This is a genomic window from Umezawaea tangerina (genome assembly GCF_003002815.1).
Classification (GTDB): Bacteria; Actinomycetota; Actinomycetes; order Mycobacteriales; family Pseudonocardiaceae; genus Umezawaea; species Umezawaea tangerina.
The window spans coordinates 182,197-205,949 of the sequence record NZ_PVTF01000008.1; the positions used below are offsets into that span (position 1 = coordinate 182,197).

At 73.4% G+C, this 23,753-nt stretch carries 18 protein-coding genes; 10 read left to right on the forward strand and 8 right to left on the reverse strand.

Translation table 11 applies throughout. From position 1 onward, the window contains the following. Positions 1-20 precede the first annotated feature (20 nt). From CLV43_RS26355 to CLV43_RS26370, 4 genes are all read left to right on the forward strand, one after another. The gene (locus CLV43_RS26355; RefSeq protein WP_106190058.1) at positions 21-1,697 is read left to right on the forward strand and encodes an ABC transporter substrate-binding protein; all 1,677 of its coding nucleotides are present in this window, start codon (positions 21-23) and stop codon (positions 1,695-1,697) included. Positions 1,698-1,851: 154 nt separating this feature from the next. Next, entirely contained in the window at positions 1,852-2,841 is a 990-nt protein-coding gene (locus CLV43_RS26360) for an ABC transporter permease (RefSeq protein ID WP_106190060.1), read from the forward strand. Positions 2,842-2,857: 16 nt separating this feature from the next. Continuing rightward, positions 2,858-4,657 carry a dipeptide/oligopeptide/nickel ABC transporter permease/ATP-binding protein gene (locus CLV43_RS26365; RefSeq protein WP_245887017.1) on the forward strand — a complete coding sequence of 600 codons (1,800 nt, stop codon included), beginning with the start codon at positions 2,858-2,860 and terminating at the stop codon, positions 4,655-4,657. Continuing rightward, entirely contained in the window at positions 4,654-5,523 is an 870-nt protein-coding gene (locus tag CLV43_RS26370) for an ABC transporter ATP-binding protein (protein WP_106190061.1), read from the forward strand. Before CLV43_RS26365 ends, CLV43_RS26370 begins: the two co-directional genes overlap by 4 nt. A 58-nt stretch (positions 5,524-5,581) precedes the next feature. Here the strand turns inward: CLV43_RS26370 and CLV43_RS26375 are convergent, their stop codons facing one another. The 3 genes from CLV43_RS26375 to CLV43_RS26385 all read right to left on the reverse strand — a co-directional run bounded on the left by CLV43_RS26375 (position 5,582) and on the right by CLV43_RS26385 (position 9,612). Then, on the reverse strand, positions 5,582-6,658 hold the full coding sequence (locus CLV43_RS26375; RefSeq protein ID WP_106190063.1) for a DUF2855 family protein: 1,077 nt from the start codon (positions 6,656-6,658) through the stop codon (positions 5,582-5,584). Between the two features lie 32 nt (positions 6,659-6,690). After that, entirely contained in the window at positions 6,691-7,305 is a 615-nt protein-coding gene (locus CLV43_RS26380; RefSeq protein ID WP_106190594.1) for a TetR/AcrR family transcriptional regulator, read from the reverse strand. 165 nt (positions 7,306-7,470) lie between these two features. Next, a complete protein-coding gene (locus CLV43_RS26385) occupies positions 7,471-9,612 on the reverse strand; it encodes an alpha-galactosidase (protein ID WP_245887018.1) in 2,142 nt (713 codons plus the stop codon). A 106-nt stretch (positions 9,613-9,718) separates the two neighbouring features. Here CLV43_RS26385 and CLV43_RS26390 point away from each other — a divergent pair, with 106 nt between their 5' ends. From CLV43_RS26390 to CLV43_RS26405, 4 genes are all read left to right on the forward strand, one after another. Then, the gene (locus CLV43_RS26390; RefSeq protein ID WP_106190064.1) at positions 9,719-12,169 is read left to right on the forward strand and encodes a glycoside hydrolase family 2 protein; all 2,451 of its coding nucleotides are present in this window, start codon (positions 9,719-9,721) and stop codon (positions 12,167-12,169) included. Beyond that, entirely contained in the window at positions 12,170-13,051 is an 882-nt protein-coding gene (locus CLV43_RS26395; RefSeq protein ID WP_106190066.1) for a LacI family DNA-binding transcriptional regulator, read from the forward strand. Continuing rightward, positions 13,048-14,037, forward strand: a complete 990-nt coding sequence (gene mgrA / locus CLV43_RS26400) for an L-glyceraldehyde 3-phosphate reductase (RefSeq protein WP_146174902.1) — start codon at positions 13,048-13,050, stop codon at positions 14,035-14,037. Before CLV43_RS26395 ends, mgrA begins: the two co-directional genes overlap by 4 nt. A gap of 100 nt (positions 14,038-14,137) precedes the next feature. Then, positions 14,138-15,118: an ROK family protein gene (locus tag CLV43_RS26405; RefSeq protein ID WP_106190067.1), complete on the forward strand. Its 981-nt coding sequence runs from the start codon at positions 14,138-14,140 to the stop codon at positions 15,116-15,118. Here CLV43_RS26405 and CLV43_RS26410 read toward each other — a convergent pair. Beyond that, positions 15,045-16,025: an acetylxylan esterase gene (locus tag CLV43_RS26410; RefSeq protein WP_170156019.1), complete on the reverse strand. Its 981-nt coding sequence runs from the start codon at positions 16,023-16,025 to the stop codon at positions 15,045-15,047. The two genes, CLV43_RS26405 and CLV43_RS26410, sit on opposite strands and share 74 nt — an antisense overlap. A gap of 91 nt (positions 16,026-16,116) precedes the next feature. On the opposite strand from CLV43_RS26410, the gene CLV43_RS26415 reads away from it, so the two are divergent. Next, a complete protein-coding gene (locus tag CLV43_RS26415; RefSeq protein ID WP_245887019.1) occupies positions 16,117-17,163 on the forward strand; it encodes a LacI family DNA-binding transcriptional regulator in 1,047 nt (348 codons plus the stop codon). A gap of 120 nt (positions 17,164-17,283) precedes the next feature. Beyond that, the gene (locus tag CLV43_RS26420) at positions 17,284-18,390 is read left to right on the forward strand and encodes a ricin-type beta-trefoil lectin domain protein (protein WP_106190071.1); all 1,107 of its coding nucleotides are present in this window, start codon (positions 17,284-17,286) and stop codon (positions 18,388-18,390) included. A gap of 223 nt (positions 18,391-18,613) precedes the next feature. On the opposite strand, the gene CLV43_RS26425 is transcribed toward CLV43_RS26420, so the two are convergent. Genes CLV43_RS26425 through CLV43_RS26440 form a run of 4 tightly spaced genes read right to left on the reverse strand, consistent with a single transcriptional unit; the run spans position 18,614 to position 23,613 of the window. After that, the gene (locus CLV43_RS26425) at positions 18,614-19,123 is read right to left on the reverse strand and encodes a response regulator transcription factor (protein ID WP_245887020.1); all 510 of its coding nucleotides are present in this window, start codon (positions 19,121-19,123) and stop codon (positions 18,614-18,616) included. Between the two features lie 45 nt (positions 19,124-19,168). After that, complete coding sequence (locus CLV43_RS26430; RefSeq protein WP_106190074.1) at positions 19,169-19,819, reverse strand: class F sortase; 651 nt, start codon at positions 19,817-19,819, stop codon at positions 19,169-19,171. After that, positions 19,816-20,649, reverse strand: a complete 834-nt coding sequence (locus CLV43_RS26435; protein ID WP_106190075.1) for a DUF4397 domain-containing protein — start codon at positions 20,647-20,649, stop codon at positions 19,816-19,818. The genes CLV43_RS26430 and CLV43_RS26435 overlap by 4 nt, the downstream gene beginning before the upstream one ends. A 27-nt stretch (positions 20,650-20,676) precedes the next feature. Next, positions 20,677-23,613, reverse strand: a complete 2,937-nt coding sequence (locus CLV43_RS26440; RefSeq protein WP_106190077.1) for a glycosyltransferase — start codon at positions 23,611-23,613, stop codon at positions 20,677-20,679. Positions 23,614-23,753 lie beyond the last annotated feature (140 nt).

Genomic DNA, 23,753 nt, shown 5'->3' on the forward strand with positions numbered 1-23,753 from the left:
AGCCAGGAGAGGAATCAACGATGTTCCTGAAGGCACAGCGTCGGCGCGTCGCGGGCTTGGCCGTCATGGCCCTGGTCGCGGCCGGGTGCGGGTCGTCCACGGGCGGCGGATCGGCGGACGCGGAGACGCTCGTCGTCTACACCGGCCAGTCGGGCGACTACCAGGTCAACTTCAACCCGTTCTCGCCGACGCTCATCGACGGCCCCGGCACGATCTTCGAACCGCTGTTCTTCTTCAACAACCTGCGCGGCGACGCGGCCCCGAAGCCGCGGCTGGGCAAGTCGTTCTCCTGGAACGCCGACGGCACGGAGCTGTCGGTCGAGGTCCGCGGCGACGCGAAGTGGACCGACGGCCAGGCGTTCACCGCGAAGGACGTCGCGTTCACCCTGGACATGATCACCAAGAACAAGACCATGAACACCACCGGGTTCAAGGGCAAGGCGACCGCCGTCGACGACACCCACGTGTCGATCAGGTTCGACGAGCCCGCCTACATGGAGGGCCCGCAGGTCCTCGGCAAGATCTACATCGTCCCCGAGCACCTGTGGAAGGACATCGCGACCCCCGCGACCGACCCGGTGAAGAACCCCGTCGGCACGGGCCCGTTCCTGCTCGACGAGTTCAAGGCGCAGGCGTTCACGCTCAAGTCGAACCCCGGCTACTACGGCGGCGAGCCGGCCGTGAAGAAGGTCCGCTACCTGTCGCTGTCGGGCAACCAGGCGGGTGCCGACGCGCTCAAGGCGGGCCAGGTCGACTGGCAGACCGGGCCCGTCCCGGACATCAAGGACGTCGAGAAGAACTACCCCGGCTACAAGGCCACCATCACGCCGATGAACCAGACCGCCCTGTTCACCTGCTCCAACGCCCAGCTGGGCTGCACGGGCGCGCAGACCGACCCGGCGGTGCGCAAGGCCGTCTACTACGGCATCAACCGCACCCAGGTGAACGCGCTCGCGTTCGAGAACACCTCCAGCGAGGTCTCGCCCGGCTTCGCGATGGTCGAGCGCGACAAGAGCCTGCTCTCGGCCAAGCTCAAGGAGAAGACCGCCCCGATGAGCCCCGACGTCGCCAAGGCCACGAGCCTGCTGGAGGGCGCCGGCTACACCAAGGGCGGCGACGGCGTCTTCGCCAAGGACGGCAAGCCGCTCGAGCTGACGGTCAAGGTCGTCGCGGGCTGGACCGACTACATCACCGCCGTCGACACCATCGGCCAGCAGCTCCAGCAGGTCGGCATCAAGCTCACCCCGCAGCAGCTGTCCTGGAACGAGTGGTCCGACGCGCGCGGCCGCGGCCAGTACGAGCTGCTGATCGACTCCGTCCAGCAGGGCCCGGCGCCCGACCCGTACTACACCTACAGCTACTTCTTCGCCGGGGCGAACACCGCTCCCGCGGGCGAGGTGGCCAACCCGAACTTCGGCCGCATCAAGGACCAGGCCGTCGACGACGCGCTGGCCGCCCTCAAGCGCATCGACCCCAAGGACACCGCGGCCCGGCAGCCGCACTTCGACGTGATCCAGAGCCGCGTCGAGGAGGTCATGCCGTACATCCCGGTGCTCACCGGCGGCACGACCAGCGAGTACAACGCCAAGAAGTTCACCGGCTGGCCCACCGCCGAGGACCTCTACGCGTTCCCGGCGGTCTGGTCCCGCCCGGAGAACTCCGAGGTCTACCTGCACCTCAAGCCCGCGGGCAAGTAGCGATGACGCCGCGAACGCGCGAACTCCCGTTGCCGCGCAACGGATCCCCCTCGCCCAGCCGCCCGGCCGCACACGTCACCGCCGGCGGGCGGGAGACCGCTCGGCGCGCGGGTGGGCGCCGAGCCGCTCCGGGCATCGCCACGCGGGAGGCGCGATGAGGTACTACCTGCGCAAGCTCGCGTTCTACCTGGTCGCCCTGTGGGCGGCGCTGACGCTGAACTTCGTCATCCCCAGGCTGATGCCGGGCAACCCGGTGGACATCCTGCTCGCCAAGCTCCAGCTGCGCGGCGGCTCGGTCGACCCGGCGGCGCGGCGGTCGTTCGAGCTGCTGCTCGGCGGTGGCGGTGACGAGTCGGTGGTCAGCCAGTACCTCTCCTACCTGGGCAACGTGTTCCGGGGTGACCTCGGCGTCTCGGTGAGCGCGTTCCCGGCGCCGGTGTCGCAGGTCATCGCGGACTCGCTGCCGTGGACGGTGGTGCTGGTGGGGATCGCGACGCTGCTGTCGTTCCTGGTCGGCATCGCGCTCGGCGCGCTGGTCGGCTGGAAGCGCGGCACGTGGCTGGACGCGCTGGTGCCCGCCACCACGGTCCTCTCCGCGGTGCCCTACTTCTGGCTGGCGCTGATCCTGGTGGCGGTGTTCGCCTCGGCGCTGGGCTGGTTCCCGCTGCTCGGCGGGTACGACGTGGTGCTCTCGCCCGGCTGGGACGCGGAGTTCCTGTCGTCCGCGATCTACCACGGGACGCTGCCCGCGCTGACGATCGTGGTGTCCTCGATCGGCGGCTGGCTGCTGGGGATGCGCAACATGATGGTGTCGGCCGCCTCCGAGGACTACGTGCTCACCGCGCAGGCCAAGGGGCTGCGGGACAGCCGGATCATGATCCGGTACGCCACCCGCAACGCCGTCCTGCCGTCGGTGGCCGGGGTCGCGATCTCGCTCGGGTTCGTGGTGTCCGGCTCGATCATCACCGAGCAGGTCTTCTCCTACCCCGGCATCGGCTCGAAGCTGCTGCAGGCGGTGCAGAACAACGACTACGCGCTGATGCAGGGGATCTTCCTGGTGATCACGGTCGCGGTGCTCGGCGCGAACCTCGTGGTGGACCTGCTCTACGCCCTGATCGACCCCCGAACCCGCGTGACCGGCTGAGAAGGAGGCACCGAACGTGACGAACCCCAGTCCGGTCACCGCGCCGTCGCGAACGAAGGACGGCCGGCGGGCGATGCTGCCGCGCTGGTCGCCCAAGCTAGGCGTCGGCCTCGGCCTGATCGGCGCGATCGCGCTGTTCGGCGTCGTCGGCCCGCTCGTGGTCGGCGACCCGAACGCCGTGCGCGACATCGGTCTCACCGCGCCGGGAGGCGAGCACTGGCTGGGCACCACCCAGACCGGCCAGGACGTCGTCGCCCAGATCGCCTTCGCCACCAGGGGGTCGTTGCGGATCGGCCTGCTGGTCGGGCTGATGGCGACCGTCCTGTCCGCCGTCTTCGGCATCGTCGGCAGCTACGCGGGCGGCATCGTCGACGAGCTGTTCTCGTTGTTCTCCAACGTGATGCTGGTGATCCCAGGCCTGCCGCTGGTGATCGTCATCGCCGGGTTCGTGCCCGCCGCGCAACGCGGGTCGTGGACGATCGCGGTGGTGCTGGCCATCACCGGCTGGGCGGCGTCCGCGCGGGTGCTCAGGGCGCAGACGCTGTCGCTGCGCAACCGCGACTACGTGGCCGCGGCGAAGGTGGCGGGGGAGAAGACCTGGCGGGTGATCACCGTCGAGATCCTGCCGAACCTGCTGCCGCTGCTGGCCTCCCAGTTCGTCTTCGCGGTGGTCCTGGCGATCCTCAGCGAGGCGGGCCTGTCGTTCCTCGGGCTCGGCGCGTCGAACTCCTCGACCCTGGGCACGATGCTCTACTACGCGCAGAACGGGTTCGCGCTGCAACGCGAGGCGTGGTGGTGGTTCGTGCCGCCGGGCCTGGTGATCGCGCTGTTCGGCTGCGGGCTGTCGCTGGTGAACTTCAGCATCGACGAGATCATCAACCCGAAGCTGCGGGACGTACCGAGGCGGCCGGGCAAGGTCGCCGAGGCGCTCCGGGTGACGCCCGCCGAACGCGGCGAGGACGACGCCGTGCTCACCGTCGAGGACCTTTCCGTGGTGTACCAGGGGGACAAGCCCGTGCACGCGGTCAAGGGCGTGTCGCTCACGTTGCGGCGCGGCGAGATCCTCGGGCTGGCCGGGGAGTCGGGGTGCGGCAAGACGACCCTGGCCTACGCGGTCAACCGGCTGCACAAGCCGCCCGCCGAGGTGACGTCCGGCGCGGTCACCTTCCACGACCGCGACGGCACCGACACCGACGTGCTCGGGCTGGGACCCGAGGAGCTGCGGGAGTTCCGCTGGACGAAGCTGTCCATGGTGTTCCAGGGCGCGATGAACGCGCTGAGCCCGGTCACGTCGGTCGCGGCCCAGCTGGACGACGTGCTGACCACGCACCGGCCGGGGATGTCGCGCGCCGACCGGCGGGCGCGCTGCGTCGAGGTGTTCGAGCTGGTCGGGGTCGACCCGGCCCGGCTGGGGTCGTTCCCGCACGAGCTGTCCGGCGGGATGCGCCAGCGCGTGATGATCGCGATGGCGCTGCTGCTCGACCCGCAGGTCATGATCATGGACGAGCCGACGACCGCGCTGGACGTGGTGGTGCAGCGCGGGATCCTGCTGGAGATCCTCAAGTTCCGCGACGAGCTCGGCTTCGCCGTCCTGTTCATCACGCACGACCTCCCGCTGCTGCTGGAGATCAGCGACCGGATCGCCGTGATGCGCGACGGCGAGGTGGTCGAGTTGGGCACCGCGCAGGACCTGCACCTCGACCCGCGGCACCCGTACACCCGCGAGCTGCTCGACTCCTTCCCCAGCCTCACCGGCGACCGGGGCGGGTTCATCCGGGGCACCGAGCCCGCGCTGCACGACGGAGGTGTGCGATGACCACGTTGGTCGCACGGGACCTGGTCAAGGACTTCGGCGTCCGCGACGGCCTGCGCCGCAGGTCGCTGCGGGCGGTGGACCGGGTGTCGTTCACCCTCGAACCCGGCCGCACGGTCGCGCTCGTCGGCGAGTCCGGTTCCGGCAAGTCGACCATCGCGAAGATGATCGCCCGCCTGGAGAAGCCCAGCGGCGGCAGCATCGCGGTCACCGGACCGGACGGCGTCGAGGTGCCGGACAAGGACTACCGGCACCGGGTGCAGATGGTGTTCCAGGACCCGTTCGCCTCGCTCAACCCGTTCCACACCGTCGAGCACCACCTCGCCCGACCGCTGCGGCTGCACGGCCGGGCGCGCGGCGCGGAGGAGACCGCGCGGCTGGTGTCGGAGCTGCTGGAACGGGTCACCCTCCCCGCCTCCTTCGCGTCCCGGCGGCCGCACGAGCTGTCCGGCGGGCAGCGGCAGCGGGTCGCCATCGCCCGCGCGCTGGCACCGGGCGCGGAGATCGTCGTGGCGGACGAGCCGGTGTCGATGCTCGACGTGTCGATCCGGCTGGGCATCCTGAAGCTGTTGGCCCGCCTGCAGAAGGAGGAGGACCTCGCCGTCCTCTACATCACCCACGACCTGGCGACCGCCCGGCACTTCTCCGACGAGATCCTGGTGCTCTACCGGGGCAGGGTGGTGGAACGCGGTCCCTCGGACCGGGTGATCCTCGACCCCCGGCACCCGTACACGAAGCTGCTGGCGGCCGCCTCGCCGAACCCCGACGCGCGGGACCGGGTGTTCGAGGTCGGCCGCGCCGCGGTGGAGGCCGCGGGTGCCACCGCGGCCTACGACCACCACACCGGGCGCTGGGAGGAGGCGGCCTGACGGCCGGGCCCCGTTCCCCGGAACCGGATCCGCGCCAACGGATTCGGGTAACCAGGTCCTACTCGGCGACGTCGACGACCGGGGCCGTGAGCGGGGCGACGTCGCCGCGCACGACCCGGTCCCACACCGCCGCCGTGCTCTCGACGCCCGTCGAGACCGGCACCCCGTAGTGCGTCGAGGCCCAGTCCACAACGGACCTCCGGGCGTTGTCCTCCAGCTCGGTCACCGCCTGGTCGCCGAGCTCGGCGACGAGTCGGACCCGGCGGTCGCCGGTGTTGAAGCGCTCGACCGGCGGCCCCACGGGCGTCGCCGGGGGCTGCTCCGAGGCGGGGCGCGCGGCCCGGTGGCTGCCGCCCACGGCGATGCTGCGCAGCAGCGACCGGCCCAGGCGCGCGTGCACCGCCGCCGTCACCGACGGCTGCCCCGCCACGTCGAGGTAGAGGACGTCGGGGGAGGGGGCGAGGGTGTCGACGTCGTCGTAGGCGACCACCTCGCGGTACACGCCGGCCTTGCCCGCGGCCGACGCGTGCGGGGCCGAGGTGACGCCGACGACGTCGATGCCGCGCCGGGACAGCAGCAGCGAGGTGGTGAGGGCGGTCTTGCTGGTCGCGCTGGACACGACCACGCGGCCGATCCCGGTGCCCGCCACCAGGTCGTCGAGCAGCGCCGCCGCGATGCCGGGCAGCATCGCCACCGCGACCGCCGACCGGTCGTCGTCCGGCGCGACGGGGGAGAGGTCGCGGTAGATCGGCAGCATCCCCGCGCGTTCGGGCGCGACGGCCCGCAGCCGGTCGCCGTGCCGCTCGGCCCGGACGGTGAAGTGCGTGGCCATCGGCAGGTAGCCCGACCAGCGCGTGCCCGCGGCGGCCAGGGCCGGGTCGCCGTCGACCACCACGGCGTGTCCCCACGCGGGGACCCGGCCCCAGCCGGGGGAGGAGGCGGGGAAGGGGGCCCAGTGCCCGAGCAGGTCCCCGAGCAGGGCGTAGGTGAGGTTGTTGGCGGCCACGCCGAACCGCTCCACCGCGAGCAGGACCTCGCCGTCGGCCGGTGGGGGAACGGCCTCGTCGACCACCCGCACCTGGTGCATCGGGTCGTCGCGGCGGACTTCGAACGCACGTGCGCTGTCGGACGTCATGCTCCAGTCTTACTTGTTGGTCGACAAGCAAGTCAAGTGCGGGCCAACGACCGCCGCCAGCCCCCGGCGATCCCGGCGGCCAGCCGGGCCATGTCCGGCTCCGGGCCCGCGGCGAGGACCTGCAGGCCAAGACCGCGCAGCTGGGACACCACCGCCACCGCCACGTCCGCCGGGTGCGCGTCCGGCCGCACGACCCCGCCCGCGATCCCCGCCTCCACGTCGGCGACGAGGTCGGCGCGGAAGGACGCGTCGCGCTCCTGGAAGACCCGCGCCAGCTCCGGGACCACCGCCGACTCCGCCCACAGCAGCAGGTAGGCGCGGCCGGTCACGTCGAGGTCGGCCAGCGCCCGGACGTAGCCGTCGACCAGGCGGACCAGGCGGTCGAGACCGGGCGGCAGACCGCCCAGACCCGGCACGAACCCCGACTGGACGCCGCGGGTCAGCGCTTCGAGGAGGGCCTGCTTCGACCCGAAGTGGTGCGAGGCGATGCCGCGGCTGTACCCGGCCCGCAGCCCGACCCCGGCCAGCGTCGTCGACCGCGGGCCCGACTCGACCACGAGCTCCGCCGCCGCCACGAGCAGCGCCCGCTCGGTGTCGGCTCGACGCTCCCGCTGACTACGACCGGACGGCACCGCGGACCCAGGCATCGTCGCACCGTAGCGCCGCCGCCCGCCGCCCGCGGCCGGGTGCCGCCGGAGCACTCCGGCGACACCCGTGCGGGTCAGGGCTTGCTTCCCGGATCCGAGTCCGCGCTAGCCGGGCCTGGGACGGCCCCTAGGAACCACCTCGGGACGGGATCCGGGAAGCACGCCCTACGTCCTGGTCGCCCGGACCAGGACCAGCCGTTCCGGGAACAGCACCGGCGCCTGCACGCCCGCCGCGGCGAGCGCGCGGCCGGACGTCGTGACGCCCTCGGGGTTCCACCACCCCAGCGGCACGCCCCAGCGGGCCGCGTTGCCGTCCGGCACGTCACCCGGAGCCTGCGGGCGCACGTGGTAGACGGCGTCCGGGTCCAGGCCGGGCAGCCGCACGGGACCGGTGGGGTAGAAGGCGGACGTGGCCACGCAGACGATCGCGAACAGCGCGTCGGAGCCGTCCTGGGCGACCACGCCGTGCACCTGGTAGGCGGGGTCGGGGTGGTCGCCGTTCACCGCCTTGCCGGTGTGCAGCAGGCCGCGCACCTCCTTGTACAGCGCCACCCACTCGGTCAGCCGGGCGCGGTCCTCCGCGGAGGCCGCGGTCAGGTCCCACTCGATGCCGAAGTGCCCGAACAGGGCCGTGCCCGCCCGGAAGTCGATCGGGTGGCGGCGGTGCGTGGTGTGCGAGACGCCCGACCCGACGTGCGTGCCCATCAGCTCCAACGGGATCAGCGCGTTCGTCCAGCGCTGGATCCCCTGCCGCTCCAGCGCGTCGATGCAGTCCGACGCCCAGACCCGGTCGGTGCGCTGCAGGACGCCGAGGTCGACCCGGCCGCCGCCCGACGAGCACGACTCGATCTCCACGCCGGGGTGCTTGGCGCGCAGCTCGTCGAGCAGCCGGTAGAGCGCCAGCGTCTGGCCGTGCACGCCCGCGCGGCCGGTCGGCCGGTGGCCCGCCTCGACCAGGTCCCGGTTGTGGTCCCACTTGAGGTAGGAGATCGGGTAGGTCGACAGCAGGTCGTCGATCCGTTCGAAGATGTAGGCGAACGCCTCGGGCCTTGCCAGGTCGAGCACCTGCTGCGCCCGCGAGGCGCCGGGCAGCCGGTCGCCGGTGGCCATGATCCAGTCCGGGTGCGCCCTGGCCAGGTCGGAGTCCTCGTTGATCATCTCCGGCTCGACCCACAGCCCGAACCGCAGGCCCAGCCCGATGACGTGGTCGGTCAGCGGGGTCAGCCCGTCCGGCCACACCTCGTCGGACACGTACCAGTCGCCCAGGCCCCGGCGGTCGTCGCGGCGCGAGCCGAACCAGCCGTCGTCGAGCACGAACCGCTCGGCGCCGACCGCCGCCGCGGCGTCGGCCAGCTCCTTCAGCCTGCCCAGGTCGTGGTCGAAGTAGACCGCCTCCCAGGTGTTCACCACGACCGGTCGCGGCGAGGACGGGTGCCCCGGCCGCGCCCGCAGGTCGACGTGGAAGCGCTCGGACACCTGGTCGAGGCCGATGCCGTACGAGCCGTACATCCACGGCGACGCGTAGCTCTCGCCCGCGGCCAGCACCACCTCGCCGGACAGCAGCAGCTCGCCCGACCCCAGCAGCGACACGGAGTGGAAGGTCCGCTCGGCGAAGGTCCGGTGGTTGCCCGACCAGGCCGTGTGCACCGCCCAGATCTCGCCGGACCGGTTGCCGAACGACGGCGTGCCCGCGGCCATCAGGTACGCGGAGTCGTAGCCGGTGCGCCCGGTGCGGTTCTCGCGCGTCCGCACGCCGTGCGTGAACGCCGTCCGCTGCGGGCTGCGTTCCCGCAGGTGGCGGCCGGTGAAGTCGAGCAGCTCCACGGCGACCGGCGGTACCGGAAGGGTGAGGTTCACCGCGTCCACCGCGAACGGCGAGTCGGCGGTGTTGGTCAGCACCGCCCGCTGCCGGACCAGCCCGGAGGCGGTCAGCTCGACGGTGAGCTCCAGCGCGAGCCCGGCGACCGCGTCCTCGGCGCGCGCGGTGACCACGCCGCCGTCCTGGTCCACCTCCACCAGCCGGAAGGCCGTGGAGAAGTCCGCGCCGGAGCGGTTGCCGACCAGTCCGGGCGTGCCGAGCCAGCCCGCGGACTGCTCGGGCAGCACGGCCACCGGCACCTGGCCGTCGATCGAGTTGCCGATGGGCTGCGGCGACAGCGCGCCGCGCAGCGCCGCGACGTCGGTGTCCGCGCCGAGGTCGGCCCCCCAGTGCAGCACCCTGGGCAGGGTCCCGCCGGAGAGGTCGAGCACGAGGCTCACGCCCGCCGCGCGCAGGTGCGCGTGGTCGGGCATCGGGGTGAGGGGCATGGTGGGCTACATCCCTGGGGGTCGAGGGGGCCTGATCATTGACTTACTTTAGTTGCCGACGTAAGAATCGTGCTGTTGTCGAGTCACTTCGTGGAGCGGGGATACGATGATCCACCAGACCTTGCACGACGGCTGGCAGCTGACGGCTGTGTCGGGGGACGTTCCCGCCACCGTGGCGGGCCGGAGCGTGCGGGCGGAGGTGCCCGGCAGCACCCACCTCGACCTGCTGGCCGCCGGGTTGATCGCCGATCCCTACCTCGACCGGGTCGAGACGGACCTCACCTGGATGCACCGCGCGGACTGGCGCTACGCGCTCGCGTTCGAGGCGGACGCGCCCGGCGCCGACGAGCGGGTCGAGCTGGTCTTCGACGGCCTCGACACGGTGGCCACGATCGAGCTGAACGGCGAGCTGCTCGGCTCCACGAGGAACATGCACCGCGGCTACCGCTTCGACGTGCGCGGGTCGCTGCGCGGGGGCGCGAACGAGCTGGTGGTCTCCTTCCGCTCCGCCCTGGCCCACGCCGAGGAGGTCGAGGCGGAGCTGGGCCGGCGCGACCACGCCTACCCGCACCCGTTCAACATGATCCGCAAGATGGCCTGCTCGTTCGGCTGGGACTGGGGCCCCGACCTGCAGACCGCGGGCATCTGGAAGCCCGTCCGGCTGGAGCGCTGGCACTCCGCCCGGCTCGCCTCCACACGCCCGCTGGTGACCGTGGACCCCGACGGCACCGGCCGGGTGGAGGTCCACGTGGACGTCGAGCGCGCGGGCACCGCCGGGCTGGAGCTGCTGGCCGCTGTGGGCGGCCAGGAGACCCGCGTCCCGGTGGACGGCGACACCGGCGTGGCCACCGTGCTCGTACCGGAGGCGGACCTGTGGTGGCCGGTCGGGTACGGCGCGCAGCCCCGCTACGACCTGTCCGTGGCACTGCTGGCCGACGGAGAGGCCGTGGACGCCTCCGAGCACCGGATCGGCTTCCGCACGATCACCGTGGACACCACCCCGGACGAGATCGGCACCCCGTTCACGTTCGTGGTCAACGGGAGGCCGGTGTTCGTCAAGGGCGCCAACTGGATCCCCGACGACCACTTCCTCACCCGGATCACCCGCGACCGGCTGGCCCGCCGGGTCGACCAGGCCGTGGACGCGAACCTGAACCTGCTGCGGATCTGGGGCGGCGGGATCTACGAGACCGACGACTTCTACGACGTGTGCGACGAGCGCGGTGTGCTGGTGTGGCAGGACTTCCCGTTCGCCTGCGGCTCCTACGCCGAGGAGGAGCCGCTGCGGGGCGAGGTCGAGGCGGAGGCGCGCGAGAACGTGGCCCGCCTGGTCGCCCGGCCGTCGCTGGCGCTGTGGAACGGCAACAACGAGAACCTGTGGGGCTTCGCCGACTGGGGCTGGGCTGAGCAGCTCGCGGGCCGCACCTGGGGCCTGGGGTACTACACGGAGCTGCTGCCGTCGATCGTCGCCGAGCTCGACCCGACCCGGCACTACTCGCCGGGCAGCCCGTACAGCCCCGGCGACGTCCACCCCAACGACCCCGACCACGGCACCCGGCACGAGTGGGAGGTGTGGAACCGGGTCGACTACACCCACTACCTCGACCACGTGCCGCGCTTCTGCTCGGAGTTCGGCTTCCAGGGCCCGCCCACGTGGTCCACGCTCACCGACTGGGTGCACGACGAGCCGCTCACGCCGACCTCGCCGAGCTTCCTCAACCACCAGAAGGCCGACGACGGCAACGGCAAGCTCGACCGCGGCCTGGCCGCGCACCTGCCGGTGCCCGAGGACTTCGCCGACTGGCACTGGGCGACCCAGCTCAACCAGGCGCGCGCGGTCTCGTTCGGCGTCGAGCACTTCCGGTCGTGGTGGCCGCGCACCGCGGGCGCGGTCGTGTGGCAGCTCAACGACTGCTGGCCCGCCACCTCGTGGGCCGCCGTGGACGGCGACGAGCGCCGCAAGCCGCTCTGGTACGCGCTCAGGCACGCCTTCGCGCCGCGGCTGCTGACCGTCCAACCGCGCGACGGGCGCCTGGTCGTGGTCGTGGTGAACGACCACGACGACGACTGGTCGGGTGAGCTGGTCCTGGAACGGCGGAGCTTCACGGGCGCCGTACTGGCGGCGTCTAGGATCGATTTCGCGGTGCGCGGCCGGTCCACGGCCCTGCTCGAACCGGCGGCCCCGCTGGTCACCGCCGCGGACCCGGAGGCGGAGGTGCTGGTGGCGACCACGGGTGACGTGCGCGCGGTGCACCTGTTCGCCGAGGACCGCGACCTGTCCTACGACCCCGCCCCGCTCAGCGCGCGGGTGGAGACCGTGCCGGGCGGCTACCGGGTCGACGTCCGCGCCGCGTCGTTCGCGCGGGACGTCGCGGTGCTGGCCGACCGGGTCGCCCCGGACGCCGTCGTCGAGGAGATGCTGGTGCCGATGCTCGCGGGCGAGTCGCGCTCGTTCCTGGTCCGCACGGACGCGGTGCTCGACGACCCGTCCGCGCTCGCCGGACCGCTGGTCCTGCGCTGCGCCAACGCGCTCGGCGCGCCCGTGGTCAGGTCCTGAGTGGCGGGCGCGGACTCCGCGGGCGCCGACTCCGCGGGAGCTGTCGGACTGGTGCTCGCGCGCCCGGCCAGGCTGCTGGGCGCCGAGCCGTTCTTCATGGAGTTCATCGCGGGCATCGAGGAACGGCTCAGCGAGCGCGGGCTGTCCGTGCTGCTGCACGTGGTGGCCACGCACGACGCCGAGACCGCCGCCTACCGCCGGTGGGCGGCGAGCCGGATGGTCGACGCGGTGCTGCTGGTCAACCGGACCGCGGAGGACCCGAGGCTCGCGGTGCTGCGCGAGGTCGGCCTGCCCGCGGTCGTCATCGGCGAGCCGTCGGCCGACCTGCCGGTGCCCTCCGTGCGCACCGACAACGCCGGGCCCGTCGAGGAGGCGCTGGCGCACCTGCTGGAGCTCGGCCACCGGCGGATCGCTCGGATCACCGGCCCGCGGACCCTGCTGCACACGCGGGCCCGCACGGACGCGCTCGTCCGCGGCTGCCAGGCCGTCGGGATCGAGCCGGTGGTGCTGGAGGGCGACTACTCCGAGGAGTCCGGCGCCAAGCTCACCACCGCGCTGCTGGCCGGCGAGGACCGGCCGACGGCGATCCTCTACGACAACGACGTCATGGCCGTGGCGGGCCTGAACGCGGCCAAGGAGCTCGGCGTCGCCGTGCCCGCCGAGCTCAGCCTGGTCGCCTGGGACGACTCGACCCTGTGCAGGCTCGCCTCGCCCGCGCTGACCACGATGAGCGTGGACGTGCACCAGTTCGGGATCCTGGTCGCCGACTCGGTGCTGGAGCTGATCGACGGCCTGCCCGTCGCCGACCGCTGGTCGCCGACCGCGACGCTCGTCCACCGGGGGAGCAGTGCTCCCGCGCCGAACCACCGAGGAGAACCGTGACCCACGTCGCCGCGGACACGCGCTACGACGACATGCCCTACCGCCGGGTCGGCCGCAGCGGGCTCAAGCTGCCCGCGGTGTCCTTGGGGCTCTGGCACAACTTCGGCGACGGCGACCGGACCGGCGACGTGCAGCGCGCCGTGCTGCGCCGGGCGTTCGACCTCGGCGTGACGCACTTCGACCTGGCGAACAACTACGGCCCGCCGCCCGGCTCGGCGGAGGAGAACTTCGGCAGGCACTTCCGCCGCGACCTGCGCCCGTACCGCGACGAGCTGGTGATCTCGACCAAGGCGGGCTACCACATGTGGGCTGGCCCGTACGGCGAGTGGGGCTCGCGCAAGTCCCTGCTGTCCTCTTTGGACCAGTCGCTGACCCGGATGGGCCTGGACTACGTCGACGTCTTCTACTCCCACCGCCCGGACCCGGACACCCCGGTCGAGGAGACGATGGGCGCGCTGGACACCGCGGTGCGCCAGGGCAAAGCGCTCTACGCGGGCATCTCCAACTACTCGCCGGAGCAGACCGTCGCGGCCGCGCGGGCGCTCGCCGACCTCGGCACCCCGCTGCTGATCCACCAGCCGTCGTACTCGATGGTGAACCGGTGGGTCGAGGACGGCCTGCTCGACACCCTGGACTCGCTGGGCGTCGGGTCGATCGTGTTCTCGCCGCTGGCGCAGGGCCTGCTCACCGACCGGTACCTCAAGGGCGTCCCCGCGGACTCCCGTGCGGCCTCGGCCAGCCCGTTCCTCAGCTCGGAGCGCCTGACCGAGGACGCGCTGGCGAAGGTGGCCGCGCTGGACGACATCGCGAAGCGCCGTGGCCAGACGCTGGCCCAGATGGCCATCGCCTGGGTGCTGCGCGGTGGCCGGGTCACCTCGGCGCTGGTCGGCGCCAGCAGCGTGGCGCAGCTGGAGGACACCGTCGCGGCGACCCGGAACCTGGAGTTCCACGCCGACGAGCTGGCCGAGATCGAGAACGTGCTCTGACGACGGGGGACACCCGTCGGCATTCGGGTCGGTGGTGGTGACCGGGGTCGACCCGCCCGGTCGACCACCCCCGTCCTCCCCCCATGGTGAGGTGAGCTGCATGCCGCGGAACCCCGATCTCGCGCTCGCCGTGGACGTGGGCGGCACGAAACTCGCGACGGCGCTGGTGGAGGTCGACGGGACGGTGACCCACCGCCGGTCCGCGGCCACCCCGCCCGGTGACGCCGACGCGGTGTGGCTGGCGCTGGCCGACCAGGTGCGCGAGCTGGTCGCGGTCGCGGGCGGCGCGCTCACCGGGGTCGGCATCGCCAGCGCCGCCCCGATGGACGTGCGCACCGGCACGGTCAGCCCGGTCAACATCCCCGGCTGGCGCGGTTTCCCGCTCGTCGAACGGGTCGCCGCGCTGGTGCCCGGACTGCCGGTGCGGCTGGCCGGGGACGCGGTCTGCATGGCGCTGGCCGAGTACCACCACGGCGCGGGCCGGGGGAGCGACGCGCTGCTGGGCATGGTCGTGTCCACCGGCATCGGCGGCGGGTTCGTGTTCGACGGCCGCCCCCACCTCGGCGCCGCGGGCAACGCCGGGCACGTCGGCCACTTCGTGCTCGACCCGGACGGGCCGCTGTGCCCGTGCGGCGCGCGCGGCTGCGCGGAGGCCATCGCCAGCGGGCCGTCGATCGTGCGCTGGGCGCTGGAGCGGGGCTGGTCGCCCGACGGTGACGCCGACGGCCTGTCGCTGGCCGCCTCGGCCCACGCGGGCGACCCGGTCGCGCTGGCCGCGTTCCACCGGTCCGGCGAGGCCGTCGCACGGGTGATCACCGTCGCCGCGGCGCTGTGCGAGGTCGACCGGGTCGTCGTCGGGGGCGGAGTCGCGCAGGCGTGGGGACTGCTCGGCCCGGCCATCGCCGACTCGCTCGGCGGATGGCCGGGCCTGGACTTCATGCGGCGGGTCGACGTGCTGCCCGCCCTGCTCGGCGTGGACTCCGGTCTGGTCGGCGCCGCCGCCCTGGTCAGGTCGCCAGGGTCGCCCGCAGGTGGCGCAGCTGCCGTTCCACGTGAGTCCGCGGCACCGAGTGCGCGGTGAACGGGAACACCGCGATGTCCTTCGCCGCCTTGATCTCGTTGTAGGCCGCGTACACGGTGGACGGCGGGCACACGTCGTCCATCAGCCCGGTGCTGAGCAGGCACTCCGCGGTGATCCGGCGGGCCAGCAGGGCGCCGTCCACGTACCGCAGCGTGTCCAGCGCGGTGTCCACGAGGTCGATGTTCTGGGCGAGGAAGTCGGCGATCTCGCTGTAGGGCGCCTTGCCGGTGAGCGTGACCGCCCGCTGGAAGTCGCACAGGAACGGCACGTCCGCGTGGCACACCTTGACCAGGTCGCCGCTGAGCGCCGCCGCCGCGAGCGAGAGCCCGCCGCCCTGGCTCACGCCGCTGACCGCGATCCGGTCGCGGTCCACGCCGTCCAGCTCCGCGGCCACCTCGACCGCGCGGGCCGCGTCGACCATCAGCCGCGTGTAGTAGTAGGTCTCCGGCGACTGGATGCCCCTGGTCATCATGCCGGGGAACGCCGGGCCCGCCAGCGCCGCGCCGGGGTCGCCGGTCGCGCCGATCGACCACTTCCCGCCCTGGCCGCGGGTGTCCATCACGAACTGCGCGAACCCCGAGGCGGGCAGCAGGGCGTGCTCGGCGGGCAGGCCGCGGCCGCCGCCGTAGCCGATGAACGTGACCACCGTCGGCAACGGGGTGTCACCGCTGCCCGGCGGCCGGAGGTACCAGGCGCGGATCGGGTCGCCGTCCGCGCCGGAGAACTCCACGTCCAGCACGGGCAGCGGCCCGTAGGCCTCGGGCTCGTGCGGTGTGAGCGTCGTCGGTTTCGCCGCCGCCCGAGCCTGGTCGAGCCGGGCCGCCCACCACCCGTCGAGGTCGGCGGGCTCCTCGGTCGACGTCCGGTACTCGCGCAGCTTCTCGGCGGGCAGATCGAACCACGGCAAGGTGTACCCCCTGGTGCTTAACCGATTGACCGCTTGGGACCCTACCCGCGCGCGCCTGCGTGTGGACCGGACGTCCGCGACTAGACTCCCCGTGATCAACAGCGAGGGGGAGCGGGTGCGGGACAAGCGTCCGACCATCTCGGACATCGCCAAGGCGGCCGGGGTGTCCACCGGCGCGGTGTCGTACGCGCTCAACGGCAGGCCGGGGGTGTCCGACGCGACGCGCAAGCGGGTCGTCGAGATCGCCGACCGGCTCGGCTGGGTGCCCAGCAGCGCCGCTCGTTCGCTGTCGGACGGCCGGGCCAACGCCATCGGACTGGTGGTCGACCGGCCCGCCCGCGAGCTCGGTGTCGAGCCCTTCTTCGTGCAGCTCATCGCCGGGATCCAGGACGCGCTCGCCGACGGCCCGACCGCGCTGCTGCTCCAGGTCACCGACGACGCCACCGCCGAGCTGGAGGCCTACCGCCGCTGGTGGGCCGGGCGGCGGGTGGACGGGGTGCTGCTGGCCGACCTCCGCGACGACGACCGGCGCGTCGAGCTCGTGCGCGAGCTCGGCCTGCCGACCGTGGTGCTGGCCGAACCCGTGCTGCCGGACCTGCCCTGCGTGTGGACCGACGACGAGTCCGCCGTGTCCGAGGTCGTCGAGTACCTCGCCGCGCTGGGGCACCGCCGCATCGTGCGGGTGGCGGGGCCGACGACGTTCGTGCACACCCAGATCCGGTCGAACGCCTTCACCGCCGCGGCCGGGCGGCTCGGGCTGCACGAGGCCAGGGTGGTGCACGCCGACTACTCCGACGAAGTCGCCGCGCGGGTCACCCGGCGCGTGCTGACCAGCGGTGAGCCGCCGACGGCGATGGTGTTCGACAACGACGTGATGGCCGTGTCCGCGCTGGCCGTCGCGCACGAGCTCGGCATCCCGGTGCCCGACCGGCTGTCCCTGGTGGCGTGGGACGACTCCGCGCTCTGCCGCCTCGTCCGTCCCGCGCTGACCGCCGTGCGCCGCCCGATCGCCGAGCGCGGCGCCACCGCCGTGCGGCTGCTGCTCGACGTGATCGGCGGCGGCGAGGCCGCCCACGTGAAGACCTCGGACCCGGAACTGGTGCCGCGGTCGAGCACCGGTCCCGCGCCGCGGCCCTGACCCCCTTGCCGGGCGTGCTGTTAACCGGTTAACTCAAGACGGACGAACCAACCTGCCGGAATTCGCTCGACGAGGAAGCGCACCCGCCTTCCCCGTGCTCCAAGCGATGGAGGGTTGTTCATGAAGTCCTTCTTGGCCTCCCTGCTGGCCGTTCTCCTGCTCTGCGCGGTCCCCGCGCCCGCGTCGTCGTCGACGGCCCAGCCCGCCGCGGCGGGCCCGTCGGCCGCGGCACCGACCAGGATCATGGCCCTCGGTGACTCGATCACCGGCTCACCGGGGTGCTGGCGGGCGCTGCTGTGGCAGCACCTGCAGGCCTCCGGCCTCACCAACACCGACTTCGTCGGCACGCTGCCCGCGCAGGGCTGCGGCTTCACCTACGACGGCGAGAACGAGGGCCACGGCGGCTTCCTCGCCACCCGGATCGCCGACGAGAACCAGCTGCCCGGCTGGCTCTCGTCCACCAGGCCCGACATCGTCCTGGTGCACCTGGGCACCAACGACGTGTGGAACAACATCCCCGCGTCCACCATCCTGACCGCGTTCACCAAGCTGGTCGGCCAGATGCGCGCGAGCAACCCGGACACGAAGGTGCTGGTCGCCCGGATCATCCCGATGAACCCGTCCGGCTGCGCCGAGTGCGGTCAGCGCGTCGTCACCCTGAACGACGCCATCCCCGGCTGGGCCTCCGCCAACTCCACGACCAGGTCCCCCATCACCGTCGTCGACCAGTGGACCGGGTTCAGCACCGCGACCGACACCTACGACGGCGTCCACCCCAACGACACCTCGGGCATCCAGAAGATCGAAAGCCGCTGGTACCCGCCGCTGGCCGCCCTCCTCACCGGCACCACCCCGCCACCCACCGGCACCGCCCTGGTCGGCACCCAGTCCGGCCGCTGCCTCGACCTCGCCGCGGCCGGCACGACCCAGCTCCACGACTGCACCGGCGCCACGTCCCAGCAGTGGACCTCCACCACGGCCCGTGAGCTGCGCACGTCGGCGGGCAGGTGCCTCGACGCCACCGGCACCTCGGCGGGCGCCGACCTCCGGGTCGCCACCTGCACCGGTCAGCCGAACCAGCAGTGGACGCTCGGATCCGACGGCACCCTCAAGAGCGCCCAGTCCTCCCTGTGCCTCGACGCCATCGGGCAGGGAACGGCCAACGGCACCCGCGTCGCCCTGTGGACCTGCAACGGCCAGACCAACCAGAAGTGGACCCGGCGGTAGCGGTCGACGGTCCCGACGGTGGTGGCGGTCGCCGCGACGGCCGCCACCACCGCTTCACCGCGGTGCGACGCGCTGGTCGCCCTGGTGCGGGCGTACCTCGGGTTCGCCCGGTCCCGGCCCGCCCACGTCCGGCCGGTGTTCCGGCCGGAGCTGTCCGAGCCGCCGAAGGGACCCGCCGGGCACGACGCCCGCGACACCGGGTTCCGGCTCATCGGCGACGTCGTCAGGTCCTGCGCGTCCGCGCGCCGTCGCGCGGTGCGGCGGACAGCAGGGACGTCCGGGTCGTCAGGGCGACCGCCTGCAGACGGGAGTGCACGCCGAGCTTCGCGAGCAGCGACTGCACGTGGGTGCGGACGGTCGTGGTGGAGACGGTCATGCGGTCGGCCATGGCGCTGGTGGTGAGGCCCTGCACGAGCAGGTCCAGGCACTGCCATTCGCGACGGGTCAGGTGGGCCGCGAGCTGGATGGCCTCGGCCGCCTCGTCGGTGGTCCCGCGGGTGGTGATCCGCGACAGCTCCCGGTCCAGCGCGCGGAGCCGTTCGGCGGTCGAAGGCGGCAGCGCCGGGTCGGATCCCAGGCTGCCCACCAGGTCCGACACGCTCGTCAGCGCGTCGTCCAGCGCGTGCACGATCTCCGCGTTGCGCCGGTCCTCGTCCCGCCTACCCGCGGTGCGTCTCCGATCGCGTGAACGGTCCACCGACACCCCCAGCGTCACCAGCGCGCGGCATTCCACGCCGCGTCGCCTCACCTGGTATTCGAAGCGGACCCCCTGCGCGTTTCACCTCGGGACCGCTTCGACGATGACGTTGTCCAAGTAGCTGTGCGCGGCCGTGTCGAGCTTCCCGCCGCAGGTCACGAGCCGGAGGACTGGTGTCGGCAGCGGGGCGTACACCAGGTCGGTGGGGAACGCGGTCTTCGCGACCCGGATGCTGGACTCCACGACGAACGCGACGGTGCTGCCGTCCTCGCGGTCCACCGAGATCTCGTCGCCGGGCTTGAGGTCGGCGAGCCGGAAGAACACGGCGGGGCCGTCGTGGGAGTCGATGTGCCCGGCCAGCAGGGCGGGGCCGACCGCGCCGGGTGCCGGGCCGCCGGTGAACCAGCCGGTGTCCTCCGGGGTGCCGGGTGGCACGAGGGCGCCGGTCTCGTCGACGCCGACGTCCACGATCGGGCTGTCGACGCCGATCACGGGGATCCGCAGCCGCACCGGGGCCGCCGCGGTCGCCGCGTCCTGCTCGGCCGGGCCGGTGGCCCAGCTCGGGTCGAGCCTGGTCGCGGCCACGGGCACCGCCGACCCGGCCACGACGTCGTCGACGGCGAGCCGGGACAGGGCGATCGCGGACGCGGCGACGACCACCGCGCCCGCCGCACCGGCGGTGCGGCGCAGGTCGTGGCGCGGTGGTCGGCGCAAGCGGTGGCGACCGGTCATCCGGTCCGGCGGCGGCGCACCGCCAGCACGAGCGCTCCACCCGCCGCGGCGGCGACGGCCAGCATGACCAGCGGCAGCGGTGAGCCGTCCGGTGCCGTGGCCCCGTCACCGGCCTCGATGGCGCCCATCGGCACGACCTCGGCGCCCTTGGCGTCCTGCCGGGCCACGGCGGAGAGCACGCCGTCGCGTTCGAGCACCAGCACGCTGTAGACCGAGCCCGCCTCCAGCTTGACCGGCAGCTCGGTGTTCCTGCCCTGCTGCGGGGCGAGCTTCAGCACGGTGTCGCCGGCGGGCACGAGCTCGTAGTTGCCGGACTGCCCGAAGATCGCGTGCTCCACCTTCGTCGGGTCGGTCAGCCTGCTCACGGCCAGGTCGCCCGCGAGCGGGGCGGCGTTGACCACGCGCATCCGCGCCTGGCCCGCGGGCGGCAGGCCGATGTCGTCGTCGAGCACCTTGAGTGACAGGTCGGCGAACTTGCCCAGGCCCGCGACCGTGTAGGCCTTCCCGTCGGCGCCGTCGATCGTCGCCGAGATGACGGGCTTGCTGGCCGGGTCGGCGCCCGCGGGCCGCATCGCGACGGTGTAGGTGCCGGTCTCGATGCGCTGGTAGTCCGACAGCGCGCCGTAGCCGACGCCCTTGATCGTCACCGACCAGTCGGGTCTGGAGAACGCGGTGACCGTGACGTCCACCGACGGCGTGTCCGGGGACAGGTGCGCGAGCCGCAGGTAGCAGTTCCCGGCGGCCTGTGCGGGAACGGGGAGCGCGAGCAGGGCGAACAGCGCGCCGACAACCGCCGCCGAGACCCGGCGCGTCGATCGGATCGATCCCATGGCCTTACCAACCCTTCGGAGAGCTGATCACTTCGGTGTCCGGTCCCGCAACGGCGGCAGCCGCCAGCCGATCGCCACCCCGTCCGGGACCACCCGCACCTCGTCGGGGGCGAACGGCGGCTGCTGCGCCTTCAGCCAGTCGACCACCGCGGCCGTGGACCCGTCGTCCGCAGTGGACAGGACGAGGGTGCGGTCCGGCAGGCTGGAGCCCTTCTCGTGCGGCGGTTTCCCCGTGGAGGCCACGGTCACCTCCTGCGCGCGGCACAGCTCGGCGAGCACGGCCATCGCCCGCAGGTCGACCCGCCCGGCGCGCAACGCCGTCCGCACGTCCTCGGTGGTGTGCAGCCGGACGTTCCCGGCGAGCTGCTCACCCGCGGCGGCCCGTTCGTTGGACGACAGGTAGCCGACGTCGTCGCGGGGGAGCACGACGACGATGCTGTCGGGATCCGTTGGGGCGGAACCGAAGCGGACCAGGTCCACACCGGACACCGCGGTCGGTCCGACGGCGGCGACGAGGTCGTCCGGTCGCGCGGTCCCGGATCCGGCGGGCCGCACCGCGTCGGCCGGGAGCCCGGCCCTGGCGCGGTCGCGCTGCAGGTCCGACCACAGGCCCGCGGGCGCGGCCAGCCCGGTGTCGCCGTCGAGGTTCTTCGCCATCCACTCGGCCAGTCCGACGTGGTCGACGGCCCGCGCGGTCCGGGGCGCCAGCACGACGCCCGCCGCCGAGCCGACGACCGCGAGCACGGCCGCCATCCCGCCCACAACCCACCTGACCCGTGCGGGCGCGGCCGCCGGGAACCGTCCGACGGACTCGTCGACCACCAGCGCCACGAGGGTCGCCGCGGTCAGCACGAGCACCGGCAGCACCGCGTCGGCACCGGGCGCGGCCACGACGACCAGCAGGGCACCGGTCCCGGAGGCGACCGCGACCGGGCGCAGCCAGGCGGTCGACAGCCCGGCGAGCACCGCCGCACCGACCACGGCCAGCAGCAGCACGCGCTGGTCGTCACCCAGCACCACCTGCGAGGACGGCGGCGCCAGCAGTCCGGCCTCGCGGCAGACCAGCCAACCGGCCGCGGTCACCGCGAGCGCGCCCAGCGCCGTCCACACCCTGGTGAACGGCTTCCGGGCGGCCGACGCGAACCACACGGCCGTCCCGACGCCGATGGGCACCACGAGTACCGGCGCGGTGGCCAGCGCGACCAGCAGGGCGACCGCGCCGGCGGGCACCCACCGCCCGTCGTGGCGGTGCACCGTGGCGAGCCCGGCCGCCGCCGCCAGCGCGGTCCACGCCGCCGCGGTCCCGCCCGGACCCACCGGGGTCAGCACCGCGACGACCGGGCCCGCCGCCGCGAGCATGAGCACCGCCACCGCCATCACCAGAGGTCGGATCCGCAGCAGCGCGGCCATCGCGCCGAGGGCGAGCAGCACGACGACGACCGCCGCCACGGACAGCTCGCGGGCGCTGACCAGGGTGCTGACCTGCCTGCCGAACGCGCCGGTCAGCGTCGCGTAGGCGTCGAGCTGGAGGCCGAAGACCCGCAGCGAGCCGTCGACCGGGGGAGCGCCGAGCCCGACCACCTTGGCGAACGTCGCGTCGACCAGACCGGGCTCGACGGAGGTCGCGGGCAGGGTCGCGGTGGTCAGCGCGACCCGGACCGCGAGGACCCCGGCCGAGCCCGCGAGGATGAACCAGGCCAGCACGGAGGCGGCCCGCGGCGTGCGAGCGGGTCGGTCGACCGGAGCCGACCGACCCACCCGTTCCTCCCGGTCGTCGTCGACCGGGTGGTCCTCGGGCTCCGCGCCGACCCGGAGCCACTCCGCCGCCGACGGGTGGCCGAAGGCCCCGCGCAGCACCGTCGCCGCGTCGAGCACCCGCAGCACCGGGAACAGCAGCCCCGGCAGCAGGTAGCCGGGCTTGCGCCGGGCGAGCGCCACGACCAGCGTGAGCAGGTAGTCGGGCACGGACAGGGCCGCCGCGACAGCGAACGGCGACACCGGGACCAGGCCCGGCACGGCCGCCACCACGATCGCCACCGGCGCCAGCAGCAGTGCGAACGCCGTGAGCGCCAGCTCGACCGCCTGGGCGGCCAGACCGGGGTCGCGGCGCAGGTCGTGACCGCGCAGGCCCTGCCAGAACCCGTTGGCCCACAAGAAGAGCTGGCGGCGGTGCTCGCGCAGCCGCGTCGGACCCGCGGGCGCGGCGCGGGCGGCCGGGCTGAACGCCACCGCGCCGAACTTCTCCCGGTAGATCCGCAGCGTGGTGTCGAAGTCGTCGACGGCCAGCCCGGAGGAGTGGATGTCGATCTCCCACAGCGCGCTGGTCCGGTAGACCCGGCCGACGCTGGGCAGCACGCGGGCCACGTTCATCGGCGTCCCGCCGCGCCGGAACCGCCGGAGCCCTTCGACCAGGGCGTGGTCGCGGGCCCGGTAGGCGGACAGCAGCCGGGCGGCGAACCCGCGCGGCGGGGTGCGAAGGTCGGGGTCCAGCCGTCCGTCGACCGCCACCACGGTCTCGTCGGCGAACAGCGGCAGCACGGAGTCGAGGTAGTCGGGGTGCAGGACGGTGTCGGCGTCGAGCAGGACCACGAACTCGAACCGGTCGACCAGCCGGAACGCCTGGATGCCCGCGTCGAACGCCCCGGACCGGCCGAGCCTGCCCACCGTCTCGGCCACCTGCGCGCCGGTCGCGCGGGCGACCTCGGCGGTGCGGTCGGCGGAGTCGTCGGAGACGAGGTGGACGTTGGCGGGCGGCACCAGCCTCGCGGCGGCCTCCAGCGCGGGGCCGACCAGGTGCTCCTGGTCGTGCGCGGCGATGAGGACGGCGACGTCCCTGGCGTCGGAGCGGAACGGGGTGTCGGGTGCTGCGGGCGCGCGTCCCGGCCCGCGCACGAGGGCCGCGGCGCCGGACAGGGCGAGCGACACGCCGAGCACGAGCAACGCGAGCAGCAGCACAGCGATCACGGGCGGCGCTCCCGCTCGCGGTCGTCGACGTCAGGTGGGCGCAGGCGTTCCACCGGGCAACTGTGCAGGAGGTGCGTCCGGATGTACTCATGCAGATGCACGAGAAAGGCTCACGGGAGCGACCGGATGGTCTACTCCGG